The organism is Halorubrum sp. CBA1229, assembly GCF_003721435.2.
GTDB lineage: Archaea > Halobacteriota > Halobacteria > Halobacteriales > Haloferacaceae > Halorubrum.
Map to the genome: position 1 here is coordinate 39,778 of NZ_CP054586.1, position 20,452 is coordinate 60,229.

Sequence of the window (20,452 nt, forward strand, 5' to 3'; positions counted from 1 at the left end):
CATGGAAACGGTGTAAGCGTCGGCAATATGTCTCACTCAACGAGATGCTCATCGAGGTCGTGCGTCCAGTACGTCGCGGGCCCGCCAGGACTACATCGCGCACACAGCTGCAGCGGCCCCTCGAGATGGCCGAGTTCCACACGGAAGCGCGTGAGCGCCGCGAGGGCGTCGACGACGAGCCCACAGCCATCGCAGGCGTAGCGATCGCGCTCGTTGGGGTCCGGCTCCATCTGGATCGCGCAGTCGACGCAGATGGGGTGGGTGACCCGCTCATCTTCCCCCCATGTGTGGGCCTCGCCAGTCTCGGTGCTGGGCGGAGCGTCGCAGAACGCACACCCTGTAAGCGTCTGCTGCATTACTCCGCCTCCGCGTCGGCGTCGCGGCCGGCCGTCCAGCCACGGTGGAAGACGGCCAATTGCGTCGTCGAGTCGAAGGTAGTAACACTCGGCTCGTGAACGAGAACGCGATCCTCGGGAACGGGTGTGACGACGTCCGCGTCGATGAGGTCGTCGACTAGGCTGCGGGCCGTTGCGTCGTCGACGTCCGCGGTCGCGACGCTCGCGGCGTCACGGTCCTGTGCGAGGAGTTCGGTTTCGAGCTGTTCGTGGTCGGCACTCGTGTCGTCGTGAGGATCGGGACCAACCATGGTGAATCACGCCGCGCACGCTCTCGCGCGTTGCACGCCTCCCGGCGCCGATAAACAGCCCAGTCGGAGGGCGTCAGTCCGACCCTGGGTCGCGATACTCGAAAACGGCAACGTCGCGGAGGGATAGGGCGGTGGGCGGGGGTTGAGGGCATGAATTCTGGCAACGTCGTTAACCAACACTTCGACAGAACTGGTCCCGAGTGTTGGTTAAGAGTGTGGCCTATGGAGTCCGGAGTTCCTGAACCGGCTTCACGGTGAACGTGTCCGGCTCGCTGGCTGCTGCTTCTCGTGTGCGTTCCGCTTGTGAGGCTGCCGACCGGGTGAGCTGGGTGACGAGTTCGTCGCGAACGATCTCCCGAGGAACGGTTGTCTCGTGCCAGCCCAGCCGGGCGTCGAAGTGCCGCTTTTGGAACTGCTCGCTGACGTCGTCGACGGCGACGTACTGCGTGCGGTTTGTCCCCCGGACCTGGTGAGTGACGACAACTGCCCCCACGTGCTCGTGCGTCAGCTCGATTAGGGCACACTCCACGAGCGCGACGAGCGACGCGTGATCGCGGTCGTTCGGGATCGCCACCTCGAGGTCTGCCCACGGAGCCTCCCCGTCGGAGTTGGTTGCTGCTTGCTGTACCGTCTGCGTTTGGGTCGTACGTTCCGAAGCCATCGTCTATCGGGGGCACGTGATGTACCCCACCGCCCCCTGGCGGGGGTGACAGACGTGCCGCTGCGGTCGCAACGCTACTTGGAGCGACCGCCGAATAACCGACCCAACAGTGAGGATGACTCTGACTCACTACTGTTCTCACTCGTAGTAGCGGCGTGCTCGCCCTGGCACTCCTCCTCTTGGCCACGGGTGGCGAGTTCGTCAGTGAGTCGCTTGACCTCCGCTTCGAGAGCGTCGATGCGCTCGGTTTTCTCCGTGAGTGTCGCCTCGAGTTCGTCGACGCGGTCGCTCAAGATCTGATTCTTCTCGGCGAGATACGCGCGACTCCGCTCCGAGTCAGCAGCGCCGACGTCTGGAGACGATGTGGCGGAGATATCATCTGCGGTATCGTCGCCGGCGTCCGGGTCGTAGAACTCCGAAGTAGTCGCAATTGCTCGCTCGATGGTCTTCTCCCCATACGTCGACCCATCAGCGTAGTGGACCTCGTCCCACTTCTCTCGCATCAATCCCGACTGGCGGAACAGCTGCTCCATTTGGGTCCGGTCACCACCGGTCCAGAACGCCAGCAAACAGCACAGCGCCATGTCGGCCTCGGACTGACTGTCGTAGCCGACCGTATTCCCGTTCCAGAGCCGCTCGAACTTCTCGCCGTTCGATGCGTTTCGCGCTTTCTCGAGGAGGTCATCGTCTTCGAGGTCGACGTCAACGCCGGCTGCACCGGTCGTCGGTGACTCGTCGTCAGCGCTACCACGCTGTTCGGGCTCTGCTGCCGTGTCACGCTCTGTCTCCTGAACGTACTCACGGTGAATCGCTCTGAGCGCGTCCTGTCGACGTGCGACGCACGTTGGTGTCCGCTCGACGTGATCGCCAGTGACGGTGAAAAAGCGTGCCGTGTCGTACAGTTCGATGCTCCCGCGACGGTTCCGCCCGTCGGGAAGTTCGCCCCTGATGAGGACGTGATAGCCGGTGCCGGACGGTGACACCTCCGTATAGGAGTCGAGGCGCTCGATGATGTCTAGTGCCGCGTCGTCGACGTCGCCGGTTTCCGGGTCGCGGCAGTCGTCCAGATCGACGCCGACGATGGGGTCGTCGTCGGTAAACACGAACCCGACGCCATCGGCGTGTGCCGTCTCGGTGTAGTCGAGCGCTGTCTCGAAACTCGCCCAGGTCTCCGACTCTGTTGATGACGCGAACCCCCCACCTCCCGGCGTCACCGGAATCTTCGTCGGCTTGCCGTCCCGCTCTTCTTCGCGCCAGCACACCCACTGGTCCCGTTCGCGTAGCGTCTCCGGAATCTCCTCCGGTTCGTCGATGATATTCTTATTCATGTTCTCACAGTACCTTGCATGGCTCTCACTAATTCTGAGCCAGCACAGAACTCACTCAATTCTACTCCTCGATCCAATCCCTTGGTCCCAACGGGGACCCCCCGTTCTATCCTAGTTGGTTTTCGCTCGGTGATACCCCTGACCAGCTTCGCCGTCTGGTGGTTTTTCCCCTGACCGCTGATACGGGCGGGAGTACCCTTTCTTAATTTCCCCTGACCAGCAGCGCCGTCCTGCGATTTCGTATGTTCACTTGATGTTAGATACTGTTGCCCCTCCCAGATGCCCTGACCGGCGGTTCCGTCTTGCGGTTTTCTCGGTCCATAACCGAGTATTAACTCTTGATTCTTACCCTCTCGTGCTGTTACTGGTCGTTTCCCCTGACCGGCAACGCCTTCGGGCGGTTTTTTGATAACCCGTCTCGAATTCAAGTACCTCATAGATTTCTCTTCATTCAATCAATTGTTGCCCTGCTGCCGTGAGCGAAATACCTGTATAGCAGTTCACGCGGGTTTCGTTTTGACGAATCCGACTCGTATCATACGTTACGAACTCCCCGAGAGAACGGGAGAACCACGCTTTCGATTGAACTTCTTTGTCGTGTCTGATTGCCCATATCCGATACGCATTATAGAGATCATCCTTCGGGAGTTCCGCCTCCTCTTCTTCGGTAACGTACACGTCAACGAATGACTCGAAATCGTCCGCGTCGTGATCGAGTTCACTCCCGTTAGTTTGGGAGATTTGCTCTGAGGAATCTTCCCCCGGCATATCCTCTCCCGGAGCAGATTCGGCCCGATAGTCAGTCTCCGCCCGGTCACTATTTTCGTCGTCGTTTTTGGAGTCCCCCTCTGATTCATTGTGGGCGGTTGAGTGATCAAATAGGGTTGTGAGAGGTTTCGTTGTCCCGTCCGTGTAGACGACTGATGACTTCTCATCGGCAAGAATCACGATTACGTAGCTGTCGCAGCTGTACTCTGGGGTGGAGAACTCGTCTTCCGGAACGAACGGCTTTTTGATCCGAATCCAGTCGTCCTCGAACGCCGATTTCGTCTCGTAGATGTGTTGTTCACCGTGCTCATAAACGACGTACTCGTCGGCAGCGTGGTCGTAGCTGTAGATGGCCGGAACACGATCTTTCGAGAGTTTTTCCAGCGACTCGAGGCGGATATGTTCCGTCCCGCTGGCATCACGAAGGACGATCTCGTCGCCATCACGCTGCCAGATGTTCTGGGTCCCGTTCTCGTCGTCGGTCGCCGGTCGCACGGCCGTCACTCCACCTTCTTCGGTCGCTCCACCGCTGAACGTGAGATTCGAGTCAGTCGTGTAGAACCGTGTCTCACCATTCTGGAGGGTACGGACGGGAGGTGTGAGAATGCCGTCAACACGCTCGGCCCACTCAGTTTCGTCGTTTCCTGGTCGAACGACAAACAGCGGGATATCACCTGCTGCTTGGGCCTTCCGGAGATTCGTGAGCACTTTCGCGGGATTCTCGGGTGTCGTCGTTTCGACTTCGATGGCGAATCGGTCGGAAACGTCGGGGTGGCTCGCCCTCGCGTCAGGTTTCTCGCTGCCATCCTGTGCGAGGATCGAGACGGTGAAACCGAGTGCGGTGAGCTCTTCTTCGATCTGAAGGAGTGCTGCGTCGTGGGCACTCCCACCAGCGGCCTGCACGCCACCAGTATCGGGTGTCGCGACCTCTTCTCCGGCGTCAGTGAGCCGGATGCGGAGCTCGTCGGCGTCGATATCGACGGTCGTATCGAGGTATCGTGATCGTTCTCGGATGTCCGCGAGGGCATCATACGATGGCGGCTCGGCGTCGACGTCGTCGAAGAGTCGTCTGAGTTCGTCGTCAACTGCTTCGACGGCCACCCAGCCGTTTTCCTCACGGCAGCCCTCTCGAAGCTGCAGACTCCGAACCACGTTCGCAATCGCGACGTCCAGGTCGTCGCTCGCGATATCGAGCACCTCGTGTCCGTCGGCAGGTGTGCTCGTTGTTGAAGTGTCTGGCTCAGCCGGCACACCGTGTTCGTCATTGATGTCCTCGTGCATCGAGGAGAGTGTCTCAGTGAACTGCTCCTCTTCACGCTCTGTGAGCGGGGATTCGCTCTCGGGGTGGCCCGGTGGAATCGGGAGTGGTTCGAGACTGAACGGATACGGCCCCGTTTCACCGAACGTCGGGCTTGGCAGGCTGGCGATCCACTCCCCTCGTGGCAACGAACGAATCCGATTGGCGAAATCCGCGGGGTCCATCTCTTCGTGGGCCATCGCTCGCGCCAGTTCCCGGTCGACGTTGATTTTCCCGATGAGTGAACTGCCGATGTTGTTCAGAGCATTCAGGTAGATCTTCCGCCCACCTTCAGCCTCCATCTGTTCGGGGAACTGCATCGACAGACCAACAGAGAGCCGGAATCCCCGGCCTTTCTCGAGGAGATCATTCATGATGTCGGAGACCACGACCGATGCTGCCTCGTCGACGAGCAAGTTCACGACGTAGTCGTCCGAGTGCTGGGGGAGGGCCTGTTTGCGGTCCTTGAGAGCTGCATCGAGATTGGTCAGGATCACACCGGTCATGATCCGGGCGGCGTCGTCGCGGAGGTCGCCGAGGTCGAAGAGGATGACCGTATCCTCGTCGAGGACATCCCGAAAGTCGAACTGGTTCTCGGTATTATTGAAGATCTGCCGCAGGTGCGTATCCTGTGAGATGTAGGCGAGACGGTTTCCGACACCGCCCATCACGTTCGCGAAGGTGTTCGAATCTAACTGGAGCTGCCGTCGAATCGTCCGGGTGACTTCCTCGTCGCTCGACCGTGGGGCGTCGCCGATGTTCTCGTTCGGTGGCCCGGCCTCCCAGAGCTGGTCGACGACGTGTTCGAGCTGTCGGTGGGCGAAGTAGTCCGTCGACGCTCGGTAGAGCCCGTTCTCACGCCTGTATTCCTCGTCGAACAGTGTCTTGATGAGTGTCTTGATGAGAGTTGGGGCCACAGTCGCCCGCTCGTAGCGGTCGGTTCCCATCACGAGCTTCAAAATCTCTTCGTAGTGGTCGGCCTTCCGTTGGACGGCGTCTTCGCGGCGCCGTCCGCTCTCCATCGACGGTTCGAGATCGAAAAACGAGAACCCGGGGAGGACGTCCGGGATCGGGAAGTGGACGACGTTCTCTTGGAGGTCGGTCATTCCGAACCGACGCGCGTGAGCCCGCATATAATTCTGGGCCATGTCGTCGTTCTTCGGGATGATGAGGATCGTCGGCCCCTCGGTGTTGGCGTACAGCGACAGCATATCGTTGATGAGGGCTTTCGACTTCCCAGAGCCGGTCGTTCCAAACCGGCCGTAATGAGTGGGTAGCAGTCCGGGTGGAATGTGTGTCGGCTCGTCTTCGGCCTCGCCGGTGTCGTCGAGGGTATACCCGATTGCCATCCCGTCTCGGAACTCATTCATGAGGTCTTGGTGAGGACGGGGCAACGGATTCCGACTCTGCTGTTCCGCACGCGTCCCCCGTGTCCCCTCGACAGTAAGCTGTTCCGAGGAGGGGACGAGTACGAAGTTCGCGAGTTCTCGACCACTCAGGATGAACTCCTGTCGGGTCTTCCCCCGGCCGGTCGTGATCTCACGATCCAAGAGCCGCTGCAGCGCCGCTCGTGCGTTTCGGTCTTTCGTGGCTGCCCGGAAGCCGCTGTCACGTAACCGCTCGGCTGCAACCTGGTAGTACGGCCCGTCAAGCGGGTCGAATACCGGGACCAGTGATTGCATTCGCTCATCGAGATCATCGCGACCATCACTACCGGATGGAATCCCGACTGCTCGGATGTTCGCGGTGAACGACCGCTTCGGATTTTTCGCCTCGATTGCCGCGACACGTTTTGCAACCGCGTCGCTCAGCTGGTTTCTGTCCCGGTTCTCCGGCTGATCGTCAAGTTCGAAGAGGGAGCCAATAATCTCCTGAGCGAGTGTGTCTCGGCCGTCGATGACGTCCTCCTTGCGAAGGTCGGCATCGGACTGCCAGCTCTCGCGTCGCTGGAAGACGACTTGGAACGCTACTGGTGCTGTCGCCTCCATCAGATGGTCGACGAGCGAAGTGAGCGCACCCCCTGGCTGATCGACGGCTGGGAGTTCCGCTTCGTCGTCGGCAGTAAATGGCGAGAGTGAGGTCATCCAGTCTTGTTTCCGAATTGCCGACCCTTGCCACCGCACGCCGAGTGGGGAGACGGATTCGGTCGCTGGCCGCGCGAGTATCGTCCCCTCCGATGTTACCGTTGGTTTGGCAAGCGTCGTGAGTGGCTCATCCTCGGGAATCGCATCTGGTGGGGCGAGTTCGAGGGCAGTATCGCCGATCTCGATGATGTGGTCGGCAGACTGGTCACCGACCGTTCCTCCATCCGCGACTGATTCGGCGTCCCCTGGCCCCGATTGTTTGTTGTCGTCAGTGCCACGTTCGTATTGCTCGTCAGGGTCGAATTCGTACTGGAGGTCGCCCGCCTCATAGTGCTCGACGAATGTCTCGCGGTCGAATTCGACGGGCTGTACGAGTCGGGATGCGATGTCGACCTCGGTACGCTCGATGTCGAACGTCTCGGGATAGACCGACTGGAGCCGTTTTTCAAGGGTATCCAGATGGTCGTCGGCACCGTAGTAGAATTCGACGGGGTCATCTTTCCCCTCGCTCAGCGCGAGGAATTCGAAGCGTAGCGGTGTGTCGCTATGTAGCGGATTGAGTTTGTCAGCTAGCCCTGTCGAGTCCGTTGAGGTCAGTTTGTGGAGGCTCTCCAGTGCCTGCGGCAGACGCTCCGGATTGAGGCGTTCGGAGGTTGGCGTCACGCGAAGGTACTCACGCATCGTCGTCACCTCCCGTTTCACCGCCATCAGTCTCTGTTGGCGTCCGCTCAGGTGTGTGTTGTCCGTTGTCGGTCGCTCGGCTTTCAATATCGTCTTGGAACGCCTGCACCTCCGCGTCCACAGCATTCTCACCAGTCCCGGGGAGTGAGTCTCGCCGTTGCTCGGTTGGCTCGAAGTCGATGACCTGCTTCTCCTTGGGCATCGCTTTGACCTGGATTCCACGCCACTCGCCGTCGACGCCGACCAGTGCCTCGGAGAAGCCGGCGTCCTCGTTACCAGGAACGGCGTCCTGGACGAACCGCATCTGTGCGTAGTTCAGACCGAACTCGTCGGCCCACTCCTTGTCCATCCCGTCGAGACGGTGGAACTGCTTGACGGCACACTGGTCCAGAATCGCCTCGGATTCGGCGTGCTCGAAGAACTCGTCGACGGTCTGCGTGACCAGTCGGATCGAGAGGTCGTGGTGACGGTGGTGGCGGAACACCGTCTCGAGGAACGCTAGGCTCGCGGCGTCCTGCATGATGTAGCGGGCCTCGTCGATGTAGAACACGACCTCCTTCTCCGAGACCTTCGCTCGCTCGTAGACCAGCGAGATGAGCAGCTGCATGGTCAGCGCCGTACTGCTGTCGACGCTCCCCTCCTGCTGGGCGAGGTCGAGATAGATGACCTTCTCGTCCCGGATGTCGAAGTCGGATTCCTGTCCGAGGTTGGCGTGGCGACCGTCGTCCTCGAAGGGGCGGAGCTGGTCGAGGAGCCACGTCGCATCCTCCTTGATCTTCCCGGCCTCCTCGTCGGACCGGACGACGAACTCCTCGGGGTCGTCGACCATATCCTCGAACACGTCCATCATATCACGGATGGTCGGACTCGGATTGCTGTGCGTGGAGATGTCGTCGGTGATGCCCTTGCGCTGGTAGGCACGTTTGAGGGCGAGTTCGAGTGTGGTGCGCCGGTCGCCAAGCGAGATGCCCCGGAGCGCGAAGAAGTTCGTGAGAAAGCTCATCGCGTCGTCGAGCTTCTCGTTGAACGGGCTCGCGTCTTCACCCATCGCTCGCTGGACGTGCTCGGGCGTTTCGCGGATCTCCAAGGGGTTGAGGCCGAGTGTCCCACCGACGGTGATCCGCTTGGCGTCGAGGGCTTCCGAGACACCAGCCCAGTTGTTCAGCGGTTCGAGGATGATGCCGATGCGATCCTTGCTCTGCTCGATGGAGCGGATGAAGTTCTGCTTGGAGCTGAACGACTTCCCCGAACCCGTGTCGCCGACAGTGAACATCGCGTAGCCGTTGTCCCGGGCGAACGGGTCGATGACCACAGGGCTCTGGTTGTCCTTGTGAATCCCGAACTCGACGCCGCCCTCCTCAAGGATCGTCGCGTTGTGCGGCGAGGAGAGCAACGCACCGACGGCGCCGCCGAGCGCAATCGACGTCCGCCCGAACTCGTTGTCACCGATGGGTGCGGCGGACTGAAGGGCGAGATCCTGCCGACAGATCGCCGTCTTCGGCGTGAGGTTCGCCGGGTCGTCACGGAGCGCACTCTTGACCGTCTGGACAGCGTCTCTGAGGTCGTCTTTCTCGTCGGCTCTGACCGTGATGAACATCCCCTGGTCGAAGACGTTCGCGCCGTTCTCGACGGCCTTGTACGTCGCTGCGGCTTCGTTGGCGCGCTCTTGGAGATACGCGCTCCGGATACTCTGTTCGAGGTCAGCATCGACCTGAAGGTCGTCAGCGATGTCCTGTAGTTCGTTCCGGGCTCGCTCCTGATTTTTCGGCGTGATGTGGGCCGTCAGGTCGAACTGCACGTCGGTCATCTCGAAGAGCTCGCTCAGATACCCGTCGTTGGGATAGTCGGCATAGTTAGCGATATACAGCGTCGTGGTCCACTGCTCGCCGACCCGCGCGGCTCGCGTTTCCCACTCGACAGCTCCGGGCGCGGTGACGGTCTTGTGCGACTCGGAGATGTCGTCGAGGAGCTTGCGTTCGGCCTCGCCTTCTTCGAGTGTCTCCTCATCGAGGACATCGGTGAAGTTTACCTCTGGTTCATCATCCGCAGTGAAGCGGTCCCAGAGGTACTTACTGCCGACGCCAAGGCCGAGACCCACTGCAAGGGCTAGTACTGCACTCTCTGCTGGTGTCAGGTTCTGGAGCCACCCGGCGACGGAGCCAAGCGCGCCACCATCAGTCTGGAGGATCACGTTACGCATCGTGTGGGTCCTCCCGGCGCGAGTGGCCAATGATCGATTGGTCGCGAACGACACGCTCCGCCTCGTCGTAGTCATGTTCGCGGCCGTTCCAGAAGTCCATATTCAGGACGAACATCTCAACCGTGCTGAGTCGACGTGCGGACCACCCCGACGCCTGCTGGATGAACTCGGAGCGAACATCATTCACGCGACTGTCGAGCTTCTCGAACATCTGCGCACGACGTTCGACGTCGGTGAGGTCCTCGCGGCGGGTGACGAACGGGTTGAACAGGAATCCGATGACCGGGAACTGGGTCAGCTTCTCGGCGGGGGTGCCCTCGTCACGGAAGCGGTCGTACACCTCTATCGGGCTGACTTCAACGCCGATGTAGTAGCGGACCTGCTGGATGCCCCGGTCACGCATCTCCTTCGGACGTGTCTCCCGGTATTCTTCGAGAAGTTCCCGGAAGATCGGGTTCTCCGTGACGTCTTCGTCAGTGAGTCGATCTTCGATGGTCTCAGTGATCTGCTCGACCGGGAAGGAACGGGTTGTGGCGTGGAGTTTGAGCTTCGAGTCCAGCTCTTTGTTGGCGAACTCTTCGCCGGCGTCCTGGAGCTGCGCCCAGTCGTCGGACATCGCGAAGTCCATGTTGGCCGGATCGATCTCGATGAACGCCTCCATCGCGCCGTCTTCACGCTGGATAGCACCAGCGCCCGGCCACGCCCGCTTGATGTTCGTGAGGTCCTGTGTCCGCTCGTCCGGCTTGAACGGCGTGTAGTTCGCGAGTCCGCCTTCGTTCCGCTCTGACTCGTTGGTACTCGTGTCGGGGTCGGCGGGCGCACTGAACGTGACCTGAGGCCGTTTGAGGTACCGATAGACGTCTTGGGTCCACGTCCAAGCGTTCAGGTGGCTTGGTGAGACGTAGATGACGGCGACGCCAAAGCCAAGCCCACCAGCAACGAACGGGAGGGCAAGCGACTCGATCCCGGTGAGGCCCGCGATAAACAGCCCAATAATGGGGAAGGCGATGAGCATCCCGACATCACCTTCCTCGATATTGAGATACGGGATGCGACTCTCCTCGCCGAACTGATCCATGATGCGCCGTGCGGCCGCGTCTTGATCTGCTGACATTGTTAGTGGATTCCTCGATCAAACTCCATCCCACGGTCGTCACTCGCCGATTCCGCTGTCGCTCCACCAGGGTCATTCTCTGTTCGACGGTACGATGGCGTCCCGCCATCGTTTCCTCCATGCCCACCGCGGGCAGCCGCTTTTTGTGCGACGGCGTGGCCAGCGGCGGCTTTCGGCCCCCACCGAGCGGCGGTCGTCGCGACGCCGGCGCCACCGACGTAGGCTCCAGCGGCGACACCGCCAACGAGTGCTGCGCCTTTCGTTGCACCGCCGACGACTTTGGCCGTCAACGGGGTCGCGTATTTGAACGTCTTCCACGTGATGTAGAGTGCGACCAGTGGGAGGGACGCAGCGACGAGATATTTGAGGAACGCTGTTCCTGGTGTGAGCGTCCCACCGGAGTAGATCAAGTCGTATCCCTTGAGAACCATCGCTGCGGGAAGCGGGAGGACAGCCAACGGGACAAACCGTTTGCAGAATCCCATTGCGATATCGGATACGACCGGAATATTTCCGTAGGCTAGTGCAAATGCAATCGGCATTCCGTACAGGTAGACATACAGCAGGATCATCCGGATGTAGAACAGCGCCTCCAACGCCCACATTGAGATTCCACCAATCACGGCGAACAATAATCCCAGCCCTGGGTTTGTGATAGATACTTCCAAGAATCCAATCATCGCCTCCGTAACCGAGGAAAGCTCCGGCATCAGGGCGATAGTGAATCCGTCAACGAGGTAGAGCGCGAGAGTCCCAATCCAGTACCACGTAATGATTAGAAAAGCACCGACCCAGGCCGTTTTCTTCGTTTTTCGGGCTTCGTAGGTACTTCCAATATTGAAGATCCGAACCGTGTGACGGCCCTGAACGCTCATCACAAGGAGCAAGAGGGCAACTAGCATGATTTCGCCGCCGATGAGAGCATCGTGAATCGCTGGCCAGGGTGCATTGGTCGGTTCACCGAAGACAAAAGCTCCGTTCGTCTCTGGAGTAGGTGTCCCGAACATTCCCTCAGTCAGAGTTTCATACCCTGATCTGAGACCGTCCATGAACAGCCCAATGAACCACTCAACGACGCCCTTGATACCCTCAAGGACGACATCAATGAGATCGACCATCGTTATACCTCAGTGATCGTGACCTCACAATCAGTCATATCGTCGGAACCAGTGTATTGAACGTTGTAGGTGCTTGAGACCTGATTTCCACCGACCCGTGTCTCAACGATAACAGTAAACTGGCCACTATTCCCGTCTGGGGAGCATCCCATCCCGTCCTCAGTTTCTGTACCGAACGGAAACGAACTACTGAACAGGTCGGCCGTCTCGCCGGGGGAAACTACTACCCGGTCGGTTTCGTGCATTCCACTGCCTCTGGGGTTCTCAATTGGATTGGGAACGTCCCCGGAGAAGATTAGTTCAGTTATCGCTTCCGGACCGCTTCCTGTGTTCTCTACCGTAACGAATGCCTCGCCATTCTTGATCCGGTCTGTCTCGCTCTCACCATAGACTTCGTCCCACGGCTTATCTGGGTTATTCCGATAGAGTCCGACATCCTGTATCTGGATTTCTGGACGGAGTTCAGTCGTGGTCTCAACTACTGTCTCCTCGCCTTTCAACGCGAGTACGCGGTACTCACCGGGCGCATACGCGGTGCCGATCTCGAACGAGACCTGCTGAGCACCCGCGGCTACGTCACGTTTCCCGAATAACTCGCCGTTCGGTTGGATGAGGTTGACCTGGTCGACGTCGGCCTCTTCGGAGAGTTCGACGACGAGTGCTGTTCCCTCAATAGTGATACGCGTGAGTGGACCTTTGCCATCTGGAGAGGTCGTTCCGTCACCAGGCGTCCCAGAACCGCCATTGTCGTTCAGACAGCCAGCGACGCTCATGAGGGCAGCACCTGCGACTGTTCGGAGGGCGGTTCGCCGACTGATGTGTGGGTGGTTTCTAGTCATGACTACGGGTTCCGTTGGAAGATGTCTTCTGGACCGAGCATTCGGAGAAGTCGCTTGCCAGCGTAGAACATCACAACAAACGGGATGAGCTGCCAGCCGACCTCGAAAATGAACGCGAACCAACCGTCGATGGTGCCGAGCGGGTGCCAGCGAGCAGTTGCCGTCGCACTCACATATGCGGGGTCGTGCCCGAGCCACGAACCCGGATGGTACCGAGCCGTGTAGATACCCGGCTCGTCGATCGTCACGATCGCCACCCCAGAGGCGTTGGTCTCGACACGTTGCTCCGCGATGGTGATGTACCCGTTGCGAGTGTTCCCACCGATTGGATATCGTCGGTCGGGATCGCTGAGCACGATTGGTGCGCCGGTCTCGTTATCCCGGAGCTCGATGCGGAGTGTGGCCTGACTTTCGTTCTGCTGGAGCACCTCAACAGTCAGATTACTGCGCCGGAGCTGCCGCTCAGAGCCAGCGTCAGGTGCCACAATCGAGGCGTTCACGCCCCGTACGATCCCCGCTACCTGGAGCGCGTTGCGGTCGACGTTCTCCGCGCGAACCGCAACACTGTACGTCGTCGTGTACGACTGGTTGACGATGTCGATGTTGATGTTCTCACCGAGCGTTCCGTCCGGAGACGGTCGGTCAGTGCCCCAGGTGTCGATGATCTCTGGGCCATCGCGAACTGGTTCAGCACGCGGGCCGATTCGCGATGGATATGCATGGACGTACACGGGAATTGCGTCAGACTCGACGGTGGCGCTGTCGGTCCGGTTCGACCTGACGAGGGTATCCCAATTGGAGTTCCGAGCGGTGTAGAACCGCCAAACGCCACGCACTCGTGCGTTTCCATTCTCCGTCAGCGTGTACCCCTGCCACGGTCGAGACTGGAAGATAGCCACACCGGCGTCACCATTGGGATACTCGGCGTAGTAGGGGTACGCCGAGAGGTCGTAGATCTCGACGGCAATCGAGTCCGAGACGTTGAGCGACTCGGTACGATACGTGACCTCGACATCGGTCTCGTCGCCTCGGTCGATTCGCGTGGTCTTCTTCAACCGGACGCTGATCTCGGCTTCGAGCGTGAGGTTTGCACTCCAGTCATCCTCGATCTGGTAATCAAGGGCCGGCGTGTGCGAGCCGTCGCTCTCGACGATGGTTTCGCCGTCCTTCTGCAATCGAACCTCCTCGACCTCGTTGCTCGCGAGCGACCACTCGATCGTCGTGTTCCCTGAAGAGCTTCCGTTCGGGACGCGAACACGATAGTCAACGAACCCCCGCATCGTGCCGTTCGGTGCGATATAGAGCGGTGTTTCACCCGACTCCAAGTGACCTCGCGTCGACGGCTGCACTGCGAATACCGTGGCGTGGGCGTCCTCGATGAACACCCCGTTTTCGAGCGATGCGTGGCGCGGATGCACGGACGTATCCGACCCACCGGCTTCGAGATCAGCGAAATCGTTTCGCGTCCACGTTGCAGCTGTCGCCGGCGGGCGCGTGAACGTGATGTCCGTCCCGTTTGCGAGTTGGTGCATCGCGGTTCGGCTCTCGCCGTAGCGCTGCTGGTACTCCTCCTGGCTGATGTAGTTGTCCGCGTCGCGAGACCACAGCGTCGCTGATTCATTCTCAGTGAGCCCATTCCCCTCCGTGCCTGGCCGTGGCGGGCTTGCAGTGACGAGACCCGTGACTAGGCTCGTCACGAACAGGGCGGCCATTAGCACGGAGAGCTCTCGTTGTGTCATGGGGGCTCGCGACGGGGGTGGTAGTCGCCTACCAGGGGGCGAGGTCGACGCACTGCGCCAACGGGAGGTTCATCATCGACCCAGCGACGGTGTAGAGTGGCCCGAGGGCGACGAGGACGACCGCGGACTTCATCGCCGACCGTTTGTGCCGCTTGAGGCCCTTCTTCTGCTCGGGCGTGATCGTGAACATCTCGATAAGGGAGTCAGCCTGCCACACGACTGCGAGGCCGACAATGCCCAGCGCCGTGGTAAGCTGGAAGAAGCCCTCGATCATGCTGGGAAGGTTGTCCGCACTACAGACGGCATTCGTCTGTGCGGCGGCGGGTTCCACAGCGAACAGGCTCAGGGCGACGACGATGAACATAGCTTGCCTGGGAAGCCTACTCGATGCCGTGGACTGGCTGTCGGCGCGATTCGAAGCCGTCTCGGAGGGCGTATTGTCCTGTGACATAGCGGGTTACTCCTCTGCGTCGTCGACGAGTGCTTTCAGATCAGCGTAGCGGTTGGTCTCCTCGACGATCTCGTCTTTCGTGTAGCCCTGTTCGCGGGCCCGTTCGAAGAGATCTCGAAGCTCGTCGGGGTCGACGTCGCGAAGCTCCATCTCATCTCGGAGGGCGCGGCGATAGAGGGCGGACCCGTTGATATGGCTGTTCCACGTCAGGTACAGATCATCGATGTCTTCGATGGTGACTGCCCGTGTGATCATATGTGCGGGGTGGGTATGCACCGGTTGAGCCCCGGTCCATGGTGGTGCGATAGCTAGAAGATCGGTATATGCTTTCTGGCCACCAACTGGCGCAAAAATCTAAAGTAAATTATAACCGGAGAGTTCGTTCACCTCGCAAAGGTACCGTTAACCAACAATAGGGTTAGATTCCGTTGACTGTTGGTTAAGACTGAAATCGCGCTCTACTCGAGTTCCACGACCTCTCCACGCCCGTTGTCGAGGGTTTCTCGCACCTCGGCCAAGAGTTCCTGACCTTCCTCGTGGAGCCTTGTCCCTTCATCGAGGGCACACTCGTCCGCATCGAGCTGCTCAATAATTTCTTCGACACGGGCCAGCCGATCGTGGATCTCTTGGTCGTTTGCCACGCTTAGATCACCCCCAACCAAAGCCCAGTGATGGCCAACAACAGCAACAGCAGCACAGCGATTGCGGCCTTGTAGTAGACCGGCGGGAGCCCCTCGGATGCGGCCGCCTCGTCGACTGCTTCGGCAAGTTCCCGTTCATGTTCATGCTCTTGCTGGAAGGTTTCGTACGCGGCGTCGAGTTGCTGTGCCAGCGGCTTGACTTCGCCCGCGAAGAACTCCTCGCGGGAATTCACGATATACTCGCCAGCGGCCGTCGGCGTGATCGTTGCCACATCCGCTACCTGATCTGCGATGAGCCGGTCATCGGTGTGCCCAATCGCGGTGACCACCGGGGTATTGGCGGTGAAAATCGCCTCCGCGACCCGCTCGGTGTTGAACGCCTGGAGGTTCGAATCACTCCCACCGCCGCGGCCGACGATGATCGAGTCGACCTCCTCGGAGCGGTCCAGATGGTGGATGCCGTTCGCGATGGATGTGGGCGCCTCCGACCCTTGGACGGTGGCGTCCTTCACCAGGATGTCGACGGTAGGGTCCTGTTCGTGGATCGCGTTCTGGATGTCATAGCGGGCATCGCCACGGAGGGAGGTTACGACACCGACCCGCTGTGGGAACGCTGGCGGGCGCTGTTTCTGCTCGTCGTCGAACCAACCACGTTCTTCGAGTTCGCTTCGCAATCGTTCAACAGCAGCTGCTTGGTCGCCGTCGCCGACGACGATGACTTCCCACGGCTTGAGGTCGATTTTCCCGCCCTCTGTCCAGTAGTCGATATCGCCTTCGAGGATGACCTCCGTCCCGTCCTCGAGGTCAGCGTCCATCTTCTGATAGCGGTTCGCCCAGATCATACAGGGGAGCTCGGCGTCGCCGTCGGTCAGGGTGAAATAGAGGGCGGTACTGTTCTGGTGGAGATCCGTGACCTCGCCAATACAGCGGACGCCGTTGAGGGCAGGCGTGTCCTGGACGACCGACGCGATCTGGTCGTTCAGCTGTGACACACTAAGAACCTCTCCTGTATCGGGTCCAGTTGCCTGCCGTTCTGTATCCGGTGCGTCCGCCATCTTCGTTTACTAACGTCTGAACAGGAACCTCAAAAAGCTACGTTCGAGTGATGGGGTTGGCTGTGTTACACAGGCCTACAGGTCGCGGGGCTGGACCGTCTTTCGGTCGTTGGCCTCGGCACGCTTTGCGGCGTCGTCGAGCAGTTCGGCGACCTCTTCGTTGAGAGCGTCGTAGAAATCCGCCGAGACGTTGTGGTCCGAGAGTCCGTCCTTCACGGCTGCTTTGACGATTAGGTCAGACATTCCATCGCTGACTTCTCTCGTCTATATTATAAAGGTTCGAATTTTCGATTTGCCATTTTGAGCGTCAGTGAGTTACACAACAGGAAGATACGGAAAATCAATGTGCCAGTGTTGACCGTTGCGATAACCGGACCCATCTCAGAATCACGCCCACAGCTGGCAACATCAGAAACCACCCCGTGGCAAACTATAAACTTAGCCCCATCTAATTTCGCTCTAATGCTGAGCGCCATCATGGAGGACTATCTCAAAGCGATCTATTACCTCCAAGACGAAACGGATGAACGGGTGCGGACCTCGACACTCGCTGAGCATATGGACGTAGAACAACCCTCAGTCACCAGTATGGTGAAAAAATTGGCCGAGCGCGATTTTGTTCATTACGAACCTTACAAGGGCGTTGTACTCACAGACACTGGAATTCCTATTGCTCTCGAAATTATTCGCCATCATCGGCTCTTAGAACGATACCTGACGGAGCGCCTCGAGTATGATTGGGCCGAAGTACACGACGAAGCAGATCGCCTCGAACACCATATCAGCAATCAATTCGCTGATAGAATTGCAGAGCAGTTAGGGAATCCGGCAGTTGACCCGCATGGCGACCCGATTCCCACGGCGGACCTGGACGTTTCACCGTTACAATCCGGTGAAACACTCGCTGATCAGCAGGTCGGCGACAAGGTTCGAATCGAACGGGTGCCAGACAATGACCCAGATCTACTCCGGTACCTGTCTGAACACGAGATTACCCCAACAACTGTAGTCGAAATTGTTGAGACCACCTCATTTGGGATGGTGACGCTTGTTCCCGATGGCACCGACGAACGAGTTGCACTCCCAGAGGAAGTGGCCCGATCCATAACCGCTCAAACGCTCGCGGGGTCTTCAAACTAAACTGATGAGTCTCCAGTAGCGAGGCCATTAGTTTAGACACAATCTAATTTTAGATGCGTCTAATTTATGTATTGGGTGGGACAATGAGTGTGTATGGGTATGCGAAGGCCTGACCAGCGGAGGAAATCATGCCATCGATAGATTACAGTAGCGCAGCAGACGTCACAAAACGACTTGAAGAGCGACTGGTGGAATCACTCACTGGTGAAACGAGTGTCAGTCGCCGCACGGTCCTCGGCGGGCTCGGTGTTGCCGGGAGTGCAGCAGTCGGACTCGGGAGCTCCCGAGCAGCTGCCTCGTCCGATCACGACGATGAGGGTGAACACGGTAACTTCGGTGCAGTGGGCGAATACCGGGATTTGGATTTCGACCCCCACGAATTCCTCACTGCGTTCAATACCGGAGAGAGCGGACAGGATAACGTTCCCCAACAGGTCTACGAAGAGGACGGCCAAACCGTACGGGAATTCGAGTTCACTGCCGTCGACACGACGATCACGATTGCGCCGGGCATCGAGTTCTCGGCGTGGGCGTACAACGGCCAGGTGCCGGGCCCGACGATCCGTGCCGTCGAGGGCGACCTCATCCGCGTGAAGTTCACGAACCTGGGACGACACGCGCACACGATCCATCCACACCTGAAGAACCTCAACCCGCGAATGGATGGGATTCCACAAAACGGGCCTGGCGTTCTCGATACGGGTGAGTCATTCACGTACGAATGGCTCGCCCAACCCGCCGGCACGCACTTCTATCACTGCCACTCACTCCCGCTGAAAGAGCACATCCACCGCGGACTCTACGGCACGATCATCGTCGATCCGGACCCCGAACGCGTTAGGGAGAATCCACGCGAGTACGTCAACTACCCGGGCCCGATTACCGACGACTTCCGAGAGCAGCTCGTCGAAGAGGCGAAGAGCCGGAATCACGAGTACGCCGAAAACGACGCCGTCAACGAGATGGTGATGGTGATGAACTCGTTCGACACCAACTTCGACGGCGGTAACGAGGTCTACGCGGCGAATACACGGGCATTCGGATACGGAGTCGGTGACACCGACGGTAACGGCAACTGGACGGCGGGTGAGACGAAACGCCCCATCCAGATCGACAAGAACGAACGCCAGCGCGTGTACCTCTCCAATGCAACGGAGTTCGACCTCATTAACTCGTTCCACACGCATTCGCAGTTCTTCGACTACTACGACCACGGAACGACGCTGACGCCGACGAATAAGACCGTGGACACGATCATGCAATGCCAGGCGCAGCGTGGTATCATCGAGATCGACTACTCTGACCACGAGCCCGGGCTGTACATGTTCCACGCCCATCAGTCGGAGTTCGCCGAACTGGGCTGGATGAGCTTCTTCGAGGTGGTATAATATGGCGGATAAGACAGAAGATTCGACGACGGACGGTGGTGTATCAGCCGAAACCGAGACCACACAGCCGCTCGGCCTTCCGAAATGGGTCAGTGCGGTCCTCCCGATCGTGTTGCTCGTACTCGTCCTGGGTGTGTTCGCATTCACGTCACCGCTCGCCGGAGTTCAGAGCGGCACACCGCTTCCCGACGTGACGATCACACATACGACCCTTCCGAGCGACGAAACGGTCGTCTTGCACGTGACGAACAACGGGCCCGAATCTGTGACGATATCACAGGTCCTCGTCGATGAGGCCTACTGGAATTTTCAGGTCGAAGGAGCTGGTGGCGACCAAACACTCGCCCCGATGGAAAGCGCACAGATCGTGATTCCGTATCACTGGAATCCGGGGTGGGACCTCGGAGTCACCCTCGTCCTCTCTGACGGAGCCACGTTCCACAACACGATCGTCGCGCCGAGTCAATCACCCGGGTTTAGCCTCGGGCTGCTCGGGACGCTTGCAGTCATCGGGCTGTTCGTGGGCGTGATCCCAGTCGCATTAGGGATGCTGTGGTTCCCCTACATCAAGACGATGAGCGATCGGTGGCTGCACGCCGTGCTCCTGTTTGCGGCCGGCGTACTGGGCTTCTTGGCGTTCGACGCCGGGTTCGAAGCGTTCGAGCTCGCCGAGAGGATTCCAGGCGCATACGAGGGCAACCTCTTGGTCGTCTTCGGGATATTCGGCGCACTATTACTCGTACAGGCGATCAGTGCGTGGCGTGAGGGCCGTGTCGCCGCTGGTGATAGTCGGGCGAGTAGCGGTCTCTGGATCGCCTATCTGGTCGCGATAGGAATCGGCCTGCACAACCTTGCGGAAGGACTTGCTATCGGGAGTTCGTTCGCACTCGGGCGCGTCTCGCTCGGTGCGTTCCTCGTGATCGGGTTCATGCTCCACAACGTGACGGAAGGTCCGGCTGTCGTCGCGCCGGTCGCCCGCGGAGAACGCCCGTCGCTCAAGCACTTCGCCGCACTCGGGGTGATCGCCGGCGCACCCGTCATCCTCGGTGGCTGGATCGGTAGTCTTGCATACTCGCCGACGATCGGTGCCTTCTTCCTCGCAATCGGGGTTGGTGCAATCCTACAGGTTGACTGGGAGATCGCGCGAATGGTTCGCGATGCCGGCGGTCGCGTAGCCAGCGCCACGAACCTGCTCGCGTTCCTGTTCGGCCTCGCCATCATGTACGTGACCGATCTCTTCGTTGTCCTCTAATAGGATAACACTCGTTTTCGTTACAATGGTCTCGAAGTTCTACAATCGAC

At 59.5% G+C, this 20,452-nt stretch carries 18 protein-coding genes; 3 read left to right on the plus strand and 15 right to left on the minus strand.

Features of this window, described 5'->3' with window-relative positions; genetic code table 11:
- Positions 1-32 precede the first annotated feature (32 nt).
- From Hrr1229_RS16400 to Hrr1229_RS16470, 15 genes are all read right to left on the minus strand, one after another.
- Positions 33-356, minus strand: a complete 324-nt coding sequence (locus tag Hrr1229_RS16400; protein WP_049983726.1) for a hypothetical protein — start codon at positions 354-356, stop codon at positions 33-35.
- On the minus strand, positions 356-646 hold the full coding sequence (locus Hrr1229_RS16405) for a hypothetical protein (protein ID WP_049983725.1): 291 nt from the start codon (positions 644-646) through the stop codon (positions 356-358). Before Hrr1229_RS16405 ends, Hrr1229_RS16400 begins: the two co-directional genes overlap by 1 nt.
- 220 nt (positions 647-866) lie before the next feature.
- Positions 867-1,307, minus strand: a complete 441-nt coding sequence (locus Hrr1229_RS16410; RefSeq protein ID WP_123115086.1) for a hypothetical protein — start codon at positions 1,305-1,307, stop codon at positions 867-869.
- 74 nt (positions 1,308-1,381) lie between these two features.
- Positions 1,382-2,635: a hypothetical protein gene (locus Hrr1229_RS16415; protein ID WP_123115087.1), complete on the minus strand. Its 1,254-nt coding sequence runs from the start codon at positions 2,633-2,635 to the stop codon at positions 1,382-1,384.
- A 447-nt stretch (positions 2,636-3,082) separates the two neighbouring features.
- Positions 3,083-7,492: a conjugal transfer protein gene (locus Hrr1229_RS16420; protein WP_255212613.1), complete on the minus strand. Its 4,410-nt coding sequence runs from the start codon at positions 7,490-7,492 to the stop codon at positions 3,083-3,085.
- On the minus strand, positions 7,458-9,665 hold the full coding sequence (locus tag Hrr1229_RS16425; protein ID WP_123115088.1) for a VirB4 family type IV secretion system protein: 2,208 nt from the start codon (positions 9,663-9,665) through the stop codon (positions 7,458-7,460). The genes Hrr1229_RS16420 and Hrr1229_RS16425 overlap by 35 nt, the downstream gene beginning before the upstream one ends.
- Positions 9,658-10,779, minus strand: a complete 1,122-nt coding sequence (locus Hrr1229_RS16430) for a hypothetical protein (protein WP_123115089.1) — start codon at positions 10,777-10,779, stop codon at positions 9,658-9,660. The genes Hrr1229_RS16425 and Hrr1229_RS16430 overlap by 8 nt, the downstream gene beginning before the upstream one ends.
- A 2-nt stretch (positions 10,780-10,781) precedes the next feature.
- Positions 10,782-11,897: a hypothetical protein gene (locus Hrr1229_RS16435; RefSeq protein ID WP_123115090.1), complete on the minus strand. Its 1,116-nt coding sequence runs from the start codon at positions 11,895-11,897 to the stop codon at positions 10,782-10,784.
- A gap of 2 nt (positions 11,898-11,899) precedes the next feature.
- Complete coding sequence (locus Hrr1229_RS16440; RefSeq protein ID WP_049987853.1) at positions 11,900-12,736, minus strand: hypothetical protein; 837 nt, start codon at positions 12,734-12,736, stop codon at positions 11,900-11,902.
- Between the two features lie 2 nt (positions 12,737-12,738).
- A complete protein-coding gene (locus Hrr1229_RS16445; RefSeq protein WP_123115091.1) occupies positions 12,739-14,475 on the minus strand; it encodes a hypothetical protein in 1,737 nt (578 codons plus the stop codon).
- Between the two features lie 28 nt (positions 14,476-14,503).
- A complete protein-coding gene (locus tag Hrr1229_RS16450; RefSeq protein ID WP_123115092.1) occupies positions 14,504-14,926 on the minus strand; it encodes a hypothetical protein in 423 nt (140 codons plus the stop codon).
- A 6-nt stretch (positions 14,927-14,932) separates the two neighbouring features.
- Positions 14,933-15,181 (minus strand): hypothetical protein, encoded by a 249-nt coding sequence (locus tag Hrr1229_RS16455; protein ID WP_123115093.1) that lies wholly within the window; start codon positions 15,179-15,181, stop codon positions 14,933-14,935.
- Positions 15,182-15,384: 203 nt separating this feature from the next.
- Positions 15,385-15,567 carry an exodeoxyribonuclease VII small subunit gene (gene xseB / locus Hrr1229_RS16460; protein WP_123115094.1) on the minus strand — a complete coding sequence of 61 codons (183 nt, stop codon included), beginning with the start codon at positions 15,565-15,567 and terminating at the stop codon, positions 15,385-15,387.
- A 2-nt stretch (positions 15,568-15,569) separates the two neighbouring features.
- A complete protein-coding gene (gene xseA, locus Hrr1229_RS16465; RefSeq protein WP_255212614.1) occupies positions 15,570-16,559 on the minus strand; it encodes an exodeoxyribonuclease VII large subunit in 990 nt (329 codons plus the stop codon).
- A 138-nt stretch (positions 16,560-16,697) separates the two neighbouring features.
- Complete coding sequence (locus Hrr1229_RS16470) at positions 16,698-16,865, minus strand: DUF1931 domain-containing protein (protein WP_123115096.1); 168 nt, start codon at positions 16,863-16,865, stop codon at positions 16,698-16,700.
- A gap of 219 nt (positions 16,866-17,084) precedes the next feature.
- Here Hrr1229_RS16470 and Hrr1229_RS16475 point away from each other — a divergent pair, with 219 nt between their 5' ends.
- From Hrr1229_RS16475 to Hrr1229_RS16485, 3 genes are all read left to right on the plus strand, one after another.
- Complete coding sequence (locus tag Hrr1229_RS16475; protein WP_123115097.1) at positions 17,085-17,762, plus strand: metal-dependent transcriptional regulator; 678 nt, start codon at positions 17,085-17,087, stop codon at positions 17,760-17,762.
- A 128-nt stretch (positions 17,763-17,890) separates the two neighbouring features.
- Complete coding sequence (locus Hrr1229_RS16480; RefSeq protein WP_123115098.1) at positions 17,891-19,150, plus strand: multicopper oxidase domain-containing protein; 1,260 nt, start codon at positions 17,891-17,893, stop codon at positions 19,148-19,150.
- A 1-nt stretch (position 19,151) separates the two neighbouring features.
- On the plus strand, positions 19,152-20,402 hold the full coding sequence (locus tag Hrr1229_RS16485; protein WP_123115099.1) for a metal transporter: 1,251 nt from the start codon (positions 19,152-19,154) through the stop codon (positions 20,400-20,402).
- Positions 20,403-20,452 lie beyond the last annotated feature (50 nt).

Excerpts from the sequence above, each read along its gene's own strand:
- Hrr1229_RS16400 (WP_049983726.1), bottom strand. The coding sequence starts at position 356 with ATGCAGCAGACGCTTACAGGGTGTGCGTTCTGCGACGCTCCGCCCAGC.
- Hrr1229_RS16405 (WP_049983725.1), bottom strand. The coding sequence starts at position 646 with ATGGTTGGTCCCGATCCTCACGACGACACGAGTGCCGACCACGAACAG.
- Hrr1229_RS16410 (WP_123115086.1), bottom strand. The coding sequence starts at position 1,307 with ATGGCTTCGGAACGTACGACCCAAACGCAGACGGTACAGCAAGCAGCA.
- Hrr1229_RS16415 (WP_123115087.1), bottom strand. The coding sequence starts at position 2,635 with ATGAATAAGAATATCATCGACGAACCGGAGGAGATTCCGGAGACGCTA.
- Hrr1229_RS16420 (WP_255212613.1), bottom strand. The coding sequence starts at position 7,492 with ATGGCGGTGAAACGGGAGGTGACGACGATGCGTGAGTACCTTCGCGTG.
- Hrr1229_RS16425 (WP_123115088.1), bottom strand. The coding sequence starts at position 9,665 with ATGCGTAACGTGATCCTCCAGACTGATGGTGGCGCGCTTGGCTCCGTC.
- Hrr1229_RS16430 (WP_123115089.1), bottom strand. The coding sequence starts at position 10,779 with ATGTCAGCAGATCAAGACGCGGCCGCACGGCGCATCATGGATCAGTTC.
- Hrr1229_RS16435 (WP_123115090.1), bottom strand. The coding sequence starts at position 11,897 with ATGGTCGATCTCATTGATGTCGTCCTTGAGGGTATCAAGGGCGTCGTT.
- Hrr1229_RS16440 (WP_049987853.1), bottom strand. The coding sequence starts at position 12,736 with ATGACTAGAAACCACCCACACATCAGTCGGCGAACCGCCCTCCGAACA.
- Hrr1229_RS16445 (WP_123115091.1), bottom strand. The coding sequence starts at position 14,475 with ATGACACAACGAGAGCTCTCCGTGCTAATGGCCGCCCTGTTCGTGACG.
- Hrr1229_RS16450 (WP_123115092.1), bottom strand. The coding sequence starts at position 14,926 with ATGTCACAGGACAATACGCCCTCCGAGACGGCTTCGAATCGCGCCGAC.
- Hrr1229_RS16455 (WP_123115093.1), bottom strand. The coding sequence starts at position 15,181 with ATGATCACACGGGCAGTCACCATCGAAGACATCGATGATCTGTACCTG.
- Hrr1229_RS16470 (WP_123115096.1), bottom strand. The coding sequence starts at position 16,865 with ATGTCTGACCTAATCGTCAAAGCAGCCGTGAAGGACGGACTCTCGGAC.
- Hrr1229_RS16475 (WP_123115097.1), top strand. The coding sequence starts at position 17,085 with ATGCTGAGCGCCATCATGGAGGACTATCTCAAAGCGATCTATTACCTC.
- Hrr1229_RS16480 (WP_123115098.1), top strand. The coding sequence starts at position 17,891 with ATGCCATCGATAGATTACAGTAGCGCAGCAGACGTCACAAAACGACTT.
- Hrr1229_RS16485 (WP_123115099.1), top strand. The coding sequence starts at position 19,152 with ATGGCGGATAAGACAGAAGATTCGACGACGGACGGTGGTGTATCAGCC.